This window comes from Catenulispora pinisilvae, from assembly GCF_015356865.1.
Taxonomy (GTDB): domain Bacteria; phylum Actinomycetota; class Actinomycetes; order Streptomycetales; family Catenulisporaceae; genus Catenulispora; species Catenulispora pinisilvae.
On sequence record NZ_JAAFZA010000075.1, the window covers coordinates 1 to 16,519 of the forward strand.

The window sequence follows — 16,519 nt, forward strand, 5'->3', positions numbered from 1 at the left end:
CCGTCCACCCGTCCACCCGTCCACCCGTCCACCCACACCCGGACCCACTCGCCCATCCACCAAACCTGACACACCCGCCGTGTCGGAGCCGGTTCGGGAACGGGCGGGGCAGATCAGGCGGGGCGGATACGGAACTACCGCCGGCGCGGGTCAGCGCTCGTTGCCCGCCCTGAGCCAGGCGATGTAGCCGGCGGCCGCGCGGGCGGTGTCGTACTCCGGCTCGAACCCGGTGTCCTGGCGGAGCCGGGTGATGTCGAGAGCGGCGCCCGGTCGGCCGGCGCCGGCTGGGAGGTCCAGGTCGGCCTCGGGCACGGCCTCGCGGATCGCTGCGATCACCTCTGCGTTCGTGGTCACCCGCCCGGAGGCGATGTTGTAGGTGCGGTGCTGGAGGTCGCCGGCGAGCTGGATCAGGGCTATCGCGCGGCCGGTGTCCTTGACGTAGCACAGGTCGAGCCCGTCGTCGAGGTGCGGTGGGATGAGCAGGGCGGCCAGGTCCAGGGGTTTGCCGCCGGCTGCGGCGTGGATGAGCGCGGGTGCGGCGAAGAACGGGTCCTCGTGGCCCAGGGGGCCCCAGGTGCCGGAGATCCGGAGGCTGACGAACTGCGTGCCGGTCGCCTCCGCGAGCTGCTCCCCGAGGAGCTCGGCGATCTTCTTCGAGCGCGGGATCGGGTGGGCGGCGGTCAGGAGCACCGGCAGGTCCTCCGTCAGCGGGCCGCTGGGCTGGATGCCGCCGTAGACTCCGAGCGTGCTGGCCAGGCTCACCCGGCGCACGCCCCATTCCGCGGCGACGCGGGCGATGTTGAGGAGCCCGTCGAGCAGGCCCTGGGTGGCCTCGATGCCCCCGACCGCGCCCCGCGGCGCGGGGTAGCCCGCGAGGTGCACGATGCCGGTGATCTCGTGGCGCTCGCCGATCGCCCGCAGTGCGCCCAGGTCGGCGACGTCGGCCTGCTCCGCGACGACGGGCAGGTCCGCGAGGTGCGGGGGGACCTGGCCGCTGTGGCGCTGCATCACGACGCTCGGCTCGCCGAGGCCGTGCAGCGCGCGCACGGTGTGGGAGCCGATGAACCCGGACCCTCCAGTGACGAGAATCATCGTGTTCCTTTCGTCGGCACGGCAAATCATCAGTGGCTCTGATGGTTAGCCTACAGCCACTATCCGGATGTGTCGAGGCCGGGTTCTGAAGCAGCGGGCCAGGTCCGCACACATGACGGCGTGGGGGTGACCGTTCGCGACCTCGGCCTGCTCAGGCTTCTATACAGCCGCCAAAGCAGCTGACCGGATATCGACCGTCCCCTTGCCGTGGTCGAGCACGAACACGAACTCACCCCGCCGCACCGCCTCGACGCCGTCCGGCAACCCGGGGAGAACCGGTTCGACCCCCGCCTGTTCGCAGGCCAGAGCGAGCAGACTCGCCAGCACGCGGTCCTCGGGAAGCGTCGCCACGTACCACGCGGTGCCCGCACCGTAGGCATTGCGGACGATGGCGGGGATGCCGGCCAGCGGCCCCGAGGCGATCTCGGCGAGCGCGGTTCCGGCGTCGGCGGTCAGCCACTCGGCCCAGGACTGCGCGCTGAAGTCGCCGAACAGCTCCGAGCGCACCGTCAGCGGTTCGTCGTCCGGCAGCGGCCAGTACTCCTCGATCCGCAGCCCCAGCAGATCCCGGAACGGAGCCGGGTAGCCGCCGAGCCGGATGCGCTCGTCGGGGTCCGTCACGCCGGAGAACGGGCCGACGACCAGGTTCCCCCCACGCTCCACGTAGCCGATGACGTTGTCGGCGGCCGGGTCGGAGACCTGGTACAGGTTCGGCGCCACGACGAGCTTGTACCGGCTCAGATCCGCCTCGGGGTGGACGAAGTCGACGGTCACGTTCGTCTTCCACAGCGGCGCGTAGTACTCGCGGAGGCGGTCGACGTAGCGGAATCCGCTGTGCGGCTGGTGGTCCAACTCCACGCCGCGCCAGGAGTCCCAGTCCAGCAGGATCGCGACCTCGGCGGCCACCGTGGCGCCCAGGACGTCCGTCAGGTCACCCAGTTCCTTGCCCAGATCGCAGACCTCGCGGAAGATCCGGGAATCCGGTCCGGCGTGCGGCAGCATCGCCCCGTGGGTACGTTCGGCCCCCTGCTTGGAGGCGCGCCATTGGAAGTGCAGGATCCCGTCGGCGCCGCGCGCCACGGCCTGCACCGACCACAGGCGGTTCAGTCCCGGGCGCTTGGGGGTGGCGATGTGCCGGAATCCGGCGCGGCCCGGGGTCTGCTCCATCATCAGCCACGGCTTGCCGCGGCCCACCGAGCGGATGAGGTCCTGGGCCATCGCGCCGTCGCACGCTGCCTGCGGGCTGTTGGGATCGGGGTAGGAGTCCAACGCCGTGAAGTCCTCCTCGGCACCCCAGCGCCACAAGTCCGTCGCCTTGAAGAAGGACATGGAGTTGGTCGTCACCGGGACGGCGGGGTTGGCTCCGCGCACGATGTCCCGCTCCGCGGTGAAACGCTCCAGCAGCAGGTCGGAGGCGAAACGCTGGTAGTCGAGGTCCTGGGTGGGGTTGATGACGTACTGGACCTGGCGCGGCGGGATGACCTCGTCCCACTCGCAGTAGCGCTGCGACCAGAACGTGGTCCCCCAGGCCTCGTTCAGGGCGTCGAGGCCCCCGTACTTGGCCTGGAGCCAGTGACGGAAACGCTCGGCACACTGGTCGCAGTAGCACACGGTCCCGAACTCGTTGCCTATGTGCCACATCCGCAGCGCCGGGTGATGCGCGTAGACCGACGCCAGGTCGGCGCTGATGGCGTCCGCGAAGGCCCGGTACACCGGGGACGACGGACAGAAGGCGTTCCGCGAACCGTAGGTGCGCACCGTCCCGTCGGGGTTGCGCGGCAGCGTCTCCGGCCAGCGGTGGCCCATCCACGGCGGGGTGGACGCGGTCGGCGTGGCCAGCCCGACGCCGATGCCGTTCGCGTGCAGCAGGTCCAGCACGTCGGTGAGCCAGCCGAAGTCGCGCTCGCCGGGCCGGGGTTCGAGCAGGGCCCAGGAGAAGACGCCGACGGTGGCCAGGTTGACGCCGGCCTCCCGCATCAGGCGTACGTCCTCGTCCCAGACTTCGCGCGGCCACTGTTCGGGGTTGTAGTCGCCGCCGAACAGGAGGCGGCCGCGGGTGGCGTCGCCGAGCGATGGCATGGTGGTGTTCCTTTCGCGGGGCCGGGGCGGCCGGGCGTCGTTCAGCCCTTGATGGCGCCGGTGAGCATGCCCTTGGTGAAGTGCTTCTGCAGGAAGGGGTAGACGATGAGGATCGGGAGCAGGGTGAGCACGACCACGGCCATCGAGATGGCGAACGGCGGGGCGATCTGGTGCTGCACGGTGGCGCCGCCGGTGTCCATGCCCGGCATCTTCGCGCCGAGGTTGACGTACTCGTACAGCACATACGACAGCGGCCACTTGGAGTTGTCGAACGGCATGTACAGCAGGGTGTTGAACCACGATCCCCAGTAGCCGACGGCGTAGAACAGGGTCATCACGGCGGTGACCGCCTTGGTCGTGGGCAGCACGATCGACCACAGGATCCGCCAGTCGCCGGCGCCGTCGATCCGGGCCGCGTCGATCATCTCCTGGGCCGTGGCCTGGTAGAACCCGCGCATGATCAGGATGTTGAACACGGAGATGCAGCTGGGCAGGATCAAGGCCCAGTACTGGTCGTAGCCGTGCAGCGAGGTCACCACGAGGAAGCCCGGGATCAGGCCGCCGCCGAAGAACATCGTGAAGATCATCATGCCCAGGAAGAACCGGTGCCCCACGGAGCGGGCACGGGACAGAGCGTAGGCGGCCAGGATGCTCAGCACCATCGAGACGGCGGTGCCGACGGCCGTGAGCACCACACTCACCACCACGGCCCGGCTGACCACGCCGTTGGAGAAGATCTGGCGGTAGGCCCCCAGGCTCAGCCCGTCCGGCACCAGCACCAGGGTGCCGCCGGCCCGGGTGATGGCGCCCTCGGAGGAGACGCTGGTCAAGATGATCGCGTACAGCGGCACGACGACCGCCAGCACCACGACGGTCAGCACGGTGCTCTTGCCGAACCGGCCGATGAGAGTCGGCGGCTCCTCCCAGACCGGGCGGCCCTTGGCCCGCTTGCGCGGCGCTCCGGAGCCGGGCTTCGTGCGGCGCCGGCCAGGCGCGGATGCCGGGTTCGACGTGCTCGACAGAGTGCTCATTTGCGGTACAACCCGTCCTCGCCGAGCCGGTGCGCCGCCTTGTTGGCCGCGTAGATCAGAATCAGGGAGATGACGCCCTTGAACAGCCCGGCGGCGGCTCCATAGCCGAAGTTGCCGTTGCCGATGCCGTAGTAATAGGCGAACGTGTCCAGGACTTCGGCATGCTGCGGACCGACCGCCTGACGCTGGAGCAGCATCTGCTCGAAGCCGACGTTGAGGGCGTTGCCCAGGCGCAGGACGAGCATCAGCACGATCATGCCGCGCATGCCGGGCAGGGTGATGTGCCACGTCCGGCGCCAGCGGCTGGCCCCGTCGACCGCCGCGGACTCATACAGCGCCGGGTCGATGGCGGCGAGCGCCGCGAGGAAGACGATGATCCCCCAGCCGGCTTCCTTCCACACCGCCTGGAAAGTGATCAGGTATTTGAACATGCCGCCGTTGCTCATGATGTTCCACGTCGCCATGTGGTGCCGGCGCAGGAACTGGTTGAGCAGCCCGGCGCCGCCGAGCATCTGGTTGAAGATCGTGATGACCAGCACCCAGGAGAAGAAGTGCGGCAGGTAGACCACGGCCTGGATGAACGAGCGGAGCTTGGTGCTGATCACCGTGTTCAGCAGGATCGCCAGGAAGATCGGGATCGGGAAGTACAGGACGAGCTGGACCAGGCTCAAGACCAGGGTGTTCTGGAACGCGTGCCAGAAGTTCGCGTCGCCGAACAGGTCGGTGAAGTTCTTGAACCCGATGAAATTGCTGTGGAAGAAGCCGTAGATGGGGTCGTAGTACTCGAACGCCGAGACCGTCCCGAACATCGGCAGGTAGTTGAACACCAGCAGCAGGAGCACAACCGGGGTGATCATGATGATCAGCGACCGGTCCCGGCGCAGCCGGGCCCGGAAGTTCAGCCGTCGCCGGTCGGCCGGTATGGGCTCTGTGCCCTTCTGGCTCCGCCGCTCCCGTGACGGTGCCTCCGATTTCGGCCTCGCCTCTTCGGGGACGGCCGGGCCCTCCGCCATCACCGCCATGTACCGACTCCTTTTACTCTGGTCTGTTCGCACCTGTCATCAAGCCGCGTGGGACCCGGCCGCCCTGACATCGCCCCCTCAAGCGCGCCGCGGCGGCCGGGCCGGGCCCGGCTAGCTCAGGCCCTTGTCGGCGACGTTCTGCTGATACCACGTCGCCAACGCGTCGCCGCCGCTGCTCTTCCAGGTGGCGAGCGCCTCCTGGTAGTACGACAGCGGCTGCTTGCCCGTCGATACCGCCGTCGCCGCGTCGTCCAGCTCGGTCCCGGCGGCGATCTTCGAGTACTGGTCGGGCACGGTGATGTTCAGGTTCCAGAACAGCGGCTTGTACGCGTACTTGGCCGCGTCGGCGTACCACGCCTCGAGGTCCTTGGTGATGTCCGGGTATCCCGCGTTGTATACCTGGGCCTGGGCGCTGCTGAAGAAGTTGTAGACGTTGTCGGCAGCGGTGTTGGAACCCTCGGTGGTGCGCACCGGCCCGTCCGGGCCCATCGTGTAGTCGGCGCCCTCGACGCCGAAGTTGATGAGGTTGTACTCGTAGGACCCGAACGGCGCGGCGAAGTAGTTCGCGATGCGCAGGCACTCTTTGATCCGGTCCGGGCTCAGGTTCTTGTTCAGGTAGCTGACCCAGCCGGAGGAGCTGGTCAAGCCGATGCTGGGCGTCGAGCCGTCGGAGGAGAAGACCGGGAACGCCCCGACCCGGTATCCGGGTTTCGCCGCGGAGCCGGTCTCGGCGTCACTGGCGGTCCAGCCACCCAGGCCGCCGCCGATGATGATGACCTTGCCGGCGTTGAAGCGGCTGGGGTTGCTGGTTTTGACTCCCGCCACGGCGTCGGGGTGCAGCAGCCCGGCCTTGGCCAGCTGGTTGCAGAAGTCCAGGCACTCCAGCAGCTGCGGGTGCTCGTTGGCGCTCTTGACCTTGCCGTTGTCCAGGTACCAGCTGCCGATCGGGACCTTGAAGACCTGGTAGAGGTACACCCGGTTGTCGTCGAAGGCCCACACGCCGCCGCTGGGGTTGTTGACCTCTTTGCCCAGCGCCATCAAATCGGCCGCGGTCTTCACCGCCGGGGTGATGCCTTTGGCTTCCAGCAGGTCCCTGCGATAGAGCATGGCGCCGGCGACGTCCATCCCGTCTGTATAGGACGGGATGCCGTAGAGCCGGTTGTTCCACACCCCGCACTGCCAGCCGCCGGTGGGTATCGCTGCCAGGTTCGGGTACTCCAGGATGGCATCGCCCCCGAGATAGGGCGTGAGGTCCGCGAGCCGGGTGCCGACCAGGCCGCCGGTGTTGAAGGTGGGATTCAGCCAGCCCGGGATCGCCAGCCAGTCCGGCAGCTTGTTCGCGGCGATCAGCGGCGGGATGACCGTGTTGTAAGTGTTGCCGTTTGCCGGCTGCGAAGTGAAGTTCGCGCCGAGGGCCCTGTTGACCGCCGCATAGTAGGCGTTGCCAGCCGGCGGGATCGGATTCCACGACGGTGCGACAGCGGTGTAGGTGCCGCCGGAGCCGACCTTGCCGGTCACGGTCTTCACCAAGTTGGTGGGGTACTTCACGAAGCCGGGGTTGGTCATGGCGCCGTCGGCCCCGGACACTACCGGGATATCCGGCGTGACCCCGCCGGCCAGCGGCTTGAACGTGGGCAGCACCGCCTGGATGCCCGCCTTGGTGCTCGCCCCGCCCTTGCCGGCACTGTTGCCGCAGGCCGCCAGCAGCGGCGACAACGTGATCGCGCCGGCGGCACCGGCGGACGCCGTGAGGAATCCCCGGCGGGTGAACGCGTTGGTGCTCGACATTGAACTCTCCAGTCAACGAGATGGTTCGTGCCCCATGGCGCGGGCCGCCGGCTGCCGGCTCCGCGTCCGGGCCACTGGGGTGAGTGGTCCGGTTGTCGGCTTGTGCGGGATCTTCACTGACGCACCACCGCCGAGCACTGTCGAAGCGCTTCAATATTGCGTTGAGGTTAAGTCAGCGCAACCAGCGGTGCAAGGGTCAAAGATCACGTTTCGATAACGGCAGCACTCTTAAATCGCTTTAGACATCCCATGCCTCGCCCGAAGATCTGTGGACCGAACGCCGATCGCATATTGGTCTAAGCCACTGTGAGCAGGTGTAATGGCGGCCTTCCCCTGGCCATCCAGGGTTGACACACCCCTTGATTGGTGGGACTTTCGAAGCGCTTCGACCAAGCACCGGCGCCGAGCCTTCGGCTCTCGGCGCGGTCCGAGGCCTTGTAACGTTCCGCCGCGGTGCGCGCACCGCCACCGATGAAGAGGTCGTCCCGTGACTGAAGTCCCCGACGCCACCGCGAAGGCCGCCGCCCTGCTCGCGGAGCTGTCCGTGGCCGAGAAGATCGCGTTCCTGCACCAACATCAACCCGCGGTCGAGCGCCTGGGGCTGGCAGCGTTCCACACCGGCTGCGAAGCCCTGCACGGAGTGGCCTGGATCGGACGCGCCACCGTGTTCCCGCAGGCGGTCGGGCTCGGTGCGACATGGGACCGGGATCTGCTCCGGCGCGTGGGCGAGGCGGTGTCGACGGAGGTCCGGGCGTTCCGTCAGGACACGGAGAACGCCTTTCAGGCCAGCGACGTGGCCGACAAGCACCCGATGGTCTCGCTCAACGTCTGGGCCCCGGTGGTCAACCTGCTGCGCGACCCCCGCTGGGGCCGCAACGAGGAAGGCTACAGCGAGGACCCCCTCGCCACCGCCGAAATGGCCACCGCCTACTGTCGCGGGCTGCGCGGCGAGCACCCGACGATCTGGCGTACGGCTCCGGTGCTCAAGCACTTCCTGGCGTACAACGTCGAAACCGATCGCGACGTGATCGACATCGAGGTGCCGCCGCGCGTCCTGAACGAGTACGAACTGCCCGCCTTCCGCGGCCCGATCCAGGCGGGGGTGGCCGCCGGGGTGATGCCCGGATACAACCTCACCAACGGCGTTCCCAACCATGTCCACCCGCTGATCAAGGACGCACTCCGCGCGTGGAATCCGGAGCTGGTCATCTGCTCGGACGCGCAGGCCCCGTCGAATCTCGTCGAACGTGAGAAGTACTTCGCCTCGCACGTGGAGTCGCACGCGGCCGCGCTCAAGGCCGGCCTGGACAGCTACACGGACAACGGCCCGGACGCGCGGCCGACGATCGAGCGCTTCACGCAGGCACTGGAGCAGGGCCTGATCTCCGAGGCGGACATCGACGCGGCGGTCGGGCGGCTGCTGGCAATGCGGGCGGCCACTGGTGAGTTCGACCCCGACACCGACCCCTATGCCGGCATCGGAGCAGACGTCATCAGCTGCCCGGCACACAACGCGCTGGCGCTGCAGGCCGCCCGCGCCGCGATCGTCCTGCTCAAGAACGAGGACGAGACGCTTCCGCTGGCTCTGTCCGAGCCCGACGAGACCGACCCGGCCGACAACAGGCTGGCCGCCGCGGTGATCGGGCATCTGGGAAGCAGGGTCCTGACGGACTGGTACAGCGGCGAGCTGCCGTACGCGGTCAGCATCGCCGACGGCCTGCGCACCGCCTTCGGCGACCGGGCCGTGACCGCGGTGGACGGCGCCGAGGTGATCTCGCTGCGCGCCGGCGAGGCGGAGTTCGGGCCGTTCTGCCACCAGGACTGGGGCACGAGCGTCCAGTATCCGATCGCCGTGCGCACCCTTCAGGCGGTGGAGAGCGGCAAGTATCTGACGCTCGCCGGCGACGGCGACACCGAGGTACTGGCCGAAGCCTGGACACCGGACGGCTGGGTGGTCAAGGAACTGTGGGAGTTCCACGAGACCGACGAGGGCCAGACCGTCGTGCGCTCGAACGCCAGCGGCCGCTACCTGCGCGTCGGGGACGACGGCCGCCTGTTCGCGGACGCCACCACGGCCGAGGAGGCGACGGCTTTCGTCGTCGAGAGCCTCACCTCCGGAATTCGCCAGGCTGTCGCCGCGGCAGCCTCGGCGAAGCACGCGATCGTGGTGCTCGGGAACGACCCGCACATCAACGGACGCGAGACCGTCGACCGCGACGGGCTCGCGCTTCCGGCGGACCAGGAGGCGCTGCTGCGCGCGGTCGTCGAGGCGAACCCGAACACCACCCTGGTCCTGGTGTCGAGCTATCCGTATGCGATCGGCTGGGCCGCCGAGAACGTGCCGTCGATCGTGTGGACCGCGCACGGCGGGCAGGAACTGGGCAACGCCGTCGCCGATGTGCTGACCGGCGCCCACAACCCGGCCGGGCGACTGCCCCAGACCTGGTACGCCGCCGACTCCGATCTGCCCGCACCGCAGGACTATGACGTCATCGGCTCCGGCTGGACCTACCAGTACTCGCGGCGGGAGCACCTCTACGCGTTCGGTCATGGCTTGTCGTACACAACTTTCGAGTACGGCGACCTCGTGCTGACGGTTCGGGAAGATCAATTGGGAGCCCTCACCATAGTGGCTGAGACGCAGATCACCAATAGCGGTTCGACCGCAGGGCAGGATGTTGTGCAGCTTTACTCACATGCGCTTGACGCCTCGGTGCCCACCCCGCTGCGCCGCCTGCAGGGTTTCGAGCGGATCGAACTGGCTCCGGGCGAGTCGCACACCGTCGTCTTCGAAGTACCGGCGGAGCGTCTGGCGCACTGGTCCGAAGAACTCGGAGCCTTCCGCGTCCAGAGCGGGGAGTACGAGTTCACCGTCGGCCGGTCCAGCATCGACCTGCCGTCGAGCGCGTCGGTGAAACTGGATCTCCGGTAGGGACGCTCACCAGGACTCTGCGGCGCCCGGCCGCGAAGCCGGGCGCCGCTCCCCTGCCGATCCGATTGACGGTCAGTTGTTCGCGCACACCGTCCCGTTGAGCGAGAACACCGTCGGCGCCGGGTCCTGCCCGGTGTCCGTGCCGTTGAAGCCGACGCTCACCGAGCCGCCGGCGGCCGCGATCGTGCCGTTCCAGGCGGCGCTCGCCACGGTCACCGCCGATCCGCTCTGGCTCCAGGTCCCGTTCCAGCCGCTCTGCACCGCCTCGCCGGAGTCCGGCCAGCTGTACGTCAGCGTCCAGCCGTTGACGGCGGTCGCGGCGCGGTTGGTGACGGTGATCCCGGCGCCGAAGCCGCCGGACCAGGAACTGCTGATCGCGTAGTGCACCGCGCAGCTCGCGTCGGCCGGTGGCGGCACCGTGAACGTCACCGGCGGCGAGGGCAGTGACGGATTGCCGTGTGAGTCCACCGCGACCACGTCATAGGTGTAGCCGGCACCGATCGTCAGGCCGCTGAGATTCAACGTCGTGGCGCTCGTGGTGCCGACCAGCGTGCTCCCGCCGCCGCTGCTCTGCTGGTAGACCTGGTAGTCCGCGACCGGGTACGTGCCCGGCGTGGCCGCCGGCCAGGTCAATGTGGCGATCCCGCTGCTGTTCCCCGAGGTGCTGGACGACAGTCCGGACACTGTCGGCTGCCCCGGCGCGCCCGGCGCCGTCACTCCGCCTCCGCCGCTGCCGGGCACCTGCACGACGGTGAGCGTGTAAGGCGCGACTGTCACGGACGACGCAGAGCTCTGCGTCGCGCTGGTGATCGAGTTCCCGTTGTTCGCGAAGGTGAAGACGGTCGGGCTGCCCGCGGGGGTGAATCCGTTGTAGGCGAGGTTCACCGTGTAGGGGTTGCCGGGATCCTCGTTGTCGATCAGCAGATCGAGGTTCCCGCCGGCCCGGCGCACCGCGTGCACCCGCACCAGCGCGTTGGAGGAGGTGCTGTTGACCATGGTGTCGCCCGGTCCGCCGAGTTTGGAGAGCATCTCGATGCCGTAGTAGGGGCCGAACGGCGTCTCCACGGCCGGCTCGGTCACGCCGCTGTTGTTGCCGCCGCTGGAGAAGATGCCGTAGTCGCCGTAGTCCTGCGCGCCGTCCACGACGCTCGGCGGGTTGGTGCCGGGACCGTTGTGCTCGTCCCACCAGTCCACGTTCGCGACGCCGTTCTCCAGCCACGTCATGTACATGTCCGCGGCGAACAGGGCGTTCGGCTGGGTGTCCATGTCCACGTTCGAGTTGGTCTCGGTCACCAGGATCGGCACGGTCGCCGGGTCGACCTTGGCGTACTGGCTGATCTCGGAGTGCAGGGTGGAGGTGATCCCGGAGATGTCGCTGGTGTCGGTGAGCATCCCGGCCGCGCCGGAGCCGCCTGGGTAGTAGTGCACGATGACGCAGTCGGTCTTGGACCCGAGTGCCGTGAGCACCGTCTGGTTCCACGGCAACGGGCTGGTCTGGGGGTTGGTGACGTTGTCGGGCCATCCGCCCGGCGTGGTCAGGACCGCACATACGTGGGCGTTCGCGCTGGCCGCCTTCATCGCCGACATGTAGCTCAGCACATTGTTCGCATAGACAGCCGGGCCGCAGCCGTACGTCTGCGACGGCTCGCTGCCCACGGTCACCGGGGTGCCGGAGGACGTCTGGCAGTGCGCGTCGGTCTCCCAGTTCGCGCCGTAGGTGCCGTTGCCGTAGACCTCGTTACCGACCTCCCAGTAGGAGATGCCGTACTTGTTGGTCACGTTGGCGTTCTGCACCCACGACGCGGCCAGCGCCGGCGTCCCGGTTCCGTAGTTCACCGTGATGATCGGGCTCGCCGCGGCGGCCTGCGCGGTGCCCATGAAGTTCGCGAAGCTCGTGTTCGGGGCGTCATAGCCGCCCTGCGCGACGTTGGTCTGCCAGTTGTAGATATCCGAGTAGGAGCCGCCCGGGTAGCGCAGGGCATTGATTCCCGCCGCCTTGAGCAGCCCGGGGATCGGGGTGTCGTTCATATTGCTGTCGTAGACGGCCGTGTTCAGGCCGACCGCGCCGCTCGGGATGGTGCCGAGCCCCGCGGTCCCGTTCACCGTCACCGACACCGCGGTGGCGGCGGAGGCCTTCGGCGCCGCGGCTCCGCCTAGCACAGCCGCGGCCGTCAGGGCGGTGGCGGCGGTCAGGGCGACCGCTTTCGCCCTGACCCTCCAATCGTTACGCATGACAGTCTCCTGTTCGTCGGGTGCTGAGGGCTTCAGGAGCTGTAGGTGGTGGTGCAGACAGTGCCGTTGAGGCTGATCGCGGCCGGCGACGGATAAGCGCCGTCGTTGTTCCCGACGAACCCGATGCTCGCCGAGTTGCCGCCGTTCGCCGCCAGGTTCGCGTTCCAGCTCAGGCTGGTGGCCTCGACGTTCTGGCCGCTGCCGGACCAGTTGGCGTTCCAGCCGCTGGACAGGGTCTCCCCCGAGCCGGGGAAGGTGAAGGCGAGCGACCAGCCGTCGATCGGGCTGGGCCCGGTGTCGGTGACGGTGAGCGCGGCGACGTAGCCGTTCCCCCATCCCGAGGTCATCTGGTAGTCCACGGCGCAGGTGCTCGCCGACGGCGTCCCGGTGGTGAAGGTGACCGGGTCCGAGGGCGGCGACAGATCGCCGTTCTGGTCGGTGGCCAGCACGTTGAGGGTGTAGCCGGTGCCCGGGACGAGGTTGTCGATCGTGGCGGAGGTGGAGGTGGACTCGGCGAGCAGCTCGCTGGTGGTGCCGAACTGCCGGTAGACCTCGTAGCGGGTGGCGGTGCCACCGCTGGACGGAGCCCAGCTGACCGTCGCCTGCGTGCCGGTGACCTGCGAGATCGCCGGAGAGCCGGGCGCCGTCAGGGTGCTGACGGGGTTGCCTGACGGGGTCAGGACGACGGTCTGGATCGAGTAGGGCGGCAGTGTCTGAACCGCGCTCGTGCCCTGCGCCGCGGACGTGATCGCGGTGGCCTCGTCGCCGTAGGTGTAGACAGTCGGTGTCGCGGTACTCGGCGTGTAGCCGGCGTAGTTCAGGTTCACGGTGTAGGCGTTGGCAGGGTCCTTATTCACCAGCATCACGGCCAGGTTCCCGTTCGCCTGCTTGACGGCGTGCGCCGCCACCAGCTGCTGGTCGGTGCCGGCCCGGACCATCTGGTCACCGGGGCGGCCGAGCTTGCTCAGCATGCTGATCGCGTAGTAGCTCGGGAACGGGGTGTTCATGGCCGGTTCGCAGACCGAGCCCACGCAGGTGCCGCTGGAGAGCACACCCAAGTCTGCGTAGTCCGTGGCTCCGTCGGGCGCGGTGCTGATCGTCTGCGGCCCGTTGTGCGTGTCCCACCAGTCGACGGTGAACACACCTTGTTCCAGGGCCGTGAGGTAGGTGTCCGCACCGAACAGCGCATCGGGCTGGGTGTCCTCGTCGACGCTGGCGTTCACCTCGGTGAGCGCGACGCCGAGACGGGAGGCGTCGGGCCCGCCGTATTCAGCGATCTCGCTGTGCAACTGCGCCAGTTCCCCGGGCAGCTGAGCCGGCTCGGTCAGCGCGGTGGCCGCGCCGCTGCCGTTGGGATACCAGTGCACGATGACGAAGTCGACCGCCGAGCCCGCGATCGACAGGACCTGGCGGTTCCAGTCGGCGGAGTCGCCGGCGGCCACCGCGCCGTCCGGCCAGTTGCCGGGCAGGGTGAGCACGGCGCCCACCTTGATCGTGGGGTCCACGGCCTTCATGGCCTTGCTGTACTGGATCACGTTCTGGGCATAGGTGGCCGGGCTCTTGCTGGCGTGGTCGTCCGCTTCCCAGGGGGAGCCGTAATAGCCGTTGCCGTAGTTCTCGTTGCCGATCTCCCAGTACTTGTCGCCATAACCCTTGGTGACGTTGGCGTACTGGACCCAGTCGGCGGCCTCCTGGGGTGTGCCGGTGCCGTAGTTGGCGATCAGGATGGGCTGAGCCCCGATGGTCTTGACGGTGCCCATGAACGAGTCGAAGTCGGTGCCCGGGGCCACGTAACCGCCAGGAGCGGTGTTGGTCTGCCAGTTGTAGATGTCACCGTAGGAGCCGCCCGGATAGCGCAGCATCCCGATCCCGGCCTGGCCGAGCAGGCCCTGGACCGCCGGGGTGTTCATCTGGGCGTCCCAAACCGCGCTGTTCAGGCCGTAGCCGGTGGCCGGGATGGTGCCGAGGCCTTCCGAGGTGTTGACGGTGACATTGACTTGCGGGGCGGTGGCGGCGGCACCGGTCGGCGCCGCCGCGACGGCCGCGGTGAGGGCGAGCAGGCCCGCCGCGGCGACCGCACCCGTTCTCCAGACTTTCAAGGTGATGGCTCCCTTCGAGACTTTCTCAACAGATTGCTGTTCTCGGCCCGCTCAGCAGCCGATCCGGCTCGTGCTCAGCACCACGTCGTCGAACCACAGGGTGTCGTCACCGCTGCTGTAGTTCTCCCAGCCGAGCTTCAGATCGGTGAGCTGCGGCCGCCACGACGCCCCGGACCCGGCCAGCCACTGGTCGTCCAGGTCCGCGGTCGGCACACCGTCCGCGGTCAGGCCCGGAACCGGGTCGCCGTTGTACCAGGTGTGGATCTGGCCGGTGCCGCCGTCCACCGAGAACTCCAGACACTCCCAGGCGCCGGTGGGCAGCACGACGCTCTGCGCCACCCCGGCCGGGCTCTGGTCGGGCAGCGTGGCGTCATCGGTCTGCCGGTTCCACATCAGCGCCCCGTTCTGGGCGCCGAGCCGCAGGTCGGTGTTGCCGTGCGCGGAGTCGTTCATCGCCAGGAACGTGGTGTGGTCGGTGGGAAGCGGTGCGGTGTGCCTCATCCAGAACCGGACGTACCAGGTCGGCGCGGCGCTCGCCATGTCCGTGGCGTCACTGGCGAAGACGTGGTCGCAATAGGTTCCGTGACCGTCGATCTCCAGCGACTTGGCACCGGAGTGTGCCTGCGAGGTGGTGATCGCGGCGGTGCCGGTCCCGGCGCAGTTCGGGTTGACCACGGACCACCGGCCGGTCGGTACGGTCGAGGTCTGGCTCTCGAAGCCGTCGCAGAACACTGCGCCGACCGGGCACGGACCGCTGCTCGGCTGGCTGGAGGGCGGGCTCGACGGCGAGCTCGAAACCGAACTCGACGGCGGGCTCGAAGGCGACGAGCCGGACGTCCCGAGGCCGCTGCACGGCACACCGTTGAACGCGAAGCCCACGGGCGCACTGTTCGTGCCGGAGTACGTGGCCTGGAACCCGAAGTCGGCCGTGGCACCGGCCCCGACCGAGCCGTTGTAGGGCTCGCTGGTGGCCGTGACCTGCTGGCCGCTCTGGCTGACCAGCGCGTCCCAGCCGGAGGTGACCTGCTGGTTCCCGGTCCACGACCAGGTCGCGGTCCACGCGGTCACCGCCGGGCCGCCGTTGGCCACCGTCACGTCGGCGGTGAAGCCGGTGCTCCATTGGTTCGGCTGGTAGGTGACGGCGCAGGTGGCACCGGCGCCCTCAGCCGGCCTGGATCCGAGGATGAACAGGGAGGACATCAGCGTGACGGCCACCGCCACGACTGCCACGACGCGGATACCCCGCAGGACGGGGCGATCGGGGCGCATCACGGCACCTGCACCGTGAACGCCGCCACGTGCTCGGCTCCCGAGGTCTCGAACTCGACGAACAGCCGCCAGGCGCCGGTTTCGGGGAACAGGATCGTGGCGGTCAGGGCACCGGCACCGCTGGAGCCGCCGGCGGAACGTCCGGTGGACAGCGCTCGGGCGAAGGCCGCGTCACCGCTGTGGAACGCGGTCAGGTGCGCGTAGCCGTCGAGGAGTCGATCGAACTGCTGGACCGGTTGCCCGTTCTTGGTCACGGCGACCCCGAGGTCTGTTTCGGCTCCGCGGTGAGGCGAGCCGGTGAGACGGAGCGTGTATCCGTCGGCGGTGGCAGTGGCGGCCGCAGCGGGCACAGGCACGACGGCCGCGGCCCCGGGCACCGTGAGCGGCTGGGACAGGGAGTACGACAAAGGCGTGCCGGCGCTGGAATCCGGCGCCGCGAAGGTGATGTAGGTGCGGTAGGAGCCCGCGGCCAGCGCCGGCATCGGGACGGTCCACGTGCCGTCGGCCCGCATCGACGCGGTCAGCCGTTGGAAGTCTGCGAGATCGGTACGGACCAGGTAGAAGACCAGGAGTTGGCCTTCGTAGGGCTGGAACCGGGTGACGGTCTTGCCACCGGGGGCGGTGATGTGGAACGTGAACGGCGCGGCCGAACCCGCCACGAGGGTCGAGGAATCGGCGGCGTAGGAATAGCCGCCGACCGTGCCGTGCAGGCCGTTGTCGGAGGCTGCCGCGGCGGCGATCGCCGGAGCGCTGGGCTGCTGCTCATCCATGCCGGGCATGTCCATCCCCTTCATGTCGCCCATGCCGCCGGCGTTCGAGGAGTGGCCGCAGGCCGCCAGAGTCGCGGCGAGCACAGCTGCGGCCGCAGCCGCCGCGAGCGTGCGGAAGACCGGTGCGGGCATGGCAGGACCCTTCATCAAAGGTGGCGATCAACGTGCGATGGGGCGATGTCGCGGTCACGGACATCGGCGGCGC

10 protein-coding genes are annotated in these 16,519 nt (G+C 68.8%); 1 reads left to right on the plus strand and 9 read right to left on the minus strand.

Going from position 1 to position 16,519, the window contains the following annotated elements; all coding sequences use genetic code 11:
• Positions 1 to 150: 150 nt before the first annotated feature.
• From IZR01_RS21210 to IZR01_RS21230, 5 genes are all read right to left on the minus strand, one after another.
• Complete coding sequence (locus IZR01_RS21210) at positions 151 to 1,092, minus strand: NAD-dependent epimerase/dehydratase family protein (protein ID WP_194924848.1); 942 nt, start codon at positions 1,090 to 1,092, stop codon at positions 151 to 153.
• 159 nt (positions 1,093 to 1,251) lie between these two features.
• Positions 1,252 to 3,171, minus strand: coding sequence for a beta-galactosidase (locus IZR01_RS21215; protein ID WP_194924849.1), 1,920 nt, complete (start codon positions 3,169 to 3,171; stop codon positions 1,252 to 1,254).
• A gap of 41 nt (positions 3,172 to 3,212) precedes the next feature.
• On the minus strand, positions 3,213 to 4,202 hold the full coding sequence (locus IZR01_RS21220; RefSeq protein ID WP_194924850.1) for a carbohydrate ABC transporter permease: 990 nt from the start codon (positions 4,200 to 4,202) through the stop codon (positions 3,213 to 3,215).
• Entirely contained in the window at positions 4,199 to 5,224 is a 1,026-nt protein-coding gene (locus IZR01_RS21225; RefSeq protein ID WP_194896771.1) for an ABC transporter permease, read from the minus strand. The genes IZR01_RS21220 and IZR01_RS21225 overlap by 4 nt, the downstream gene beginning before the upstream one ends.
• Before the next feature lie 111 nt (positions 5,225 to 5,335).
• A complete protein-coding gene (locus IZR01_RS21230) occupies positions 5,336 to 7,012 on the minus strand; it encodes a type 2 periplasmic-binding domain-containing protein (RefSeq protein ID WP_194924851.1) in 1,677 nt (558 codons plus the stop codon).
• Between the two features lie 487 nt (positions 7,013 to 7,499).
• On the opposite strand from IZR01_RS21230, the gene IZR01_RS21235 reads away from it, so the two are divergent.
• Positions 7,500 to 9,944: a beta-glucosidase family protein gene (locus IZR01_RS21235; RefSeq protein ID WP_194924852.1), complete on the plus strand. Its 2,445-nt coding sequence runs from the start codon at positions 7,500 to 7,502 to the stop codon at positions 9,942 to 9,944.
• A 72-nt stretch (positions 9,945 to 10,016) separates the two neighbouring features.
• On the opposite strand, the gene IZR01_RS21240 is transcribed toward IZR01_RS21235, so the two are convergent.
• From IZR01_RS21240 to IZR01_RS21255, 4 genes are read right to left on the minus strand one after another with little or no spacing between them, the layout of a single operon-like run.
• Complete coding sequence (locus IZR01_RS21240; protein WP_194924853.1) at positions 10,017 to 12,176, minus strand: cellulose binding domain-containing protein; 2,160 nt, start codon at positions 12,174 to 12,176, stop codon at positions 10,017 to 10,019.
• A 32-nt stretch (positions 12,177 to 12,208) separates the two neighbouring features.
• Positions 12,209 to 14,275, minus strand: a complete 2,067-nt coding sequence (locus tag IZR01_RS21245; protein ID WP_194924854.1) for a cellulose binding domain-containing protein — start codon at positions 14,273 to 14,275, stop codon at positions 12,209 to 12,211.
• A 51-nt stretch (positions 14,276 to 14,326) separates the two neighbouring features.
• Positions 14,327 to 15,544 (minus strand): cellulose-binding domain-containing protein, encoded by a 1,218-nt coding sequence (locus IZR01_RS21250; protein WP_194924855.1) that lies wholly within the window; start codon positions 15,542 to 15,544, stop codon positions 14,327 to 14,329.
• Positions 15,544 to 16,446 carry a DUF8832 domain-containing protein gene (locus IZR01_RS21255; RefSeq protein WP_194924856.1) on the minus strand — a complete coding sequence of 301 codons (903 nt, stop codon included), beginning with the start codon at positions 16,444 to 16,446 and terminating at the stop codon, positions 15,544 to 15,546. The genes IZR01_RS21250 and IZR01_RS21255 overlap by 1 nt, the downstream gene beginning before the upstream one ends.
• Positions 16,447 to 16,519: the final 73 nt, after the last annotated feature.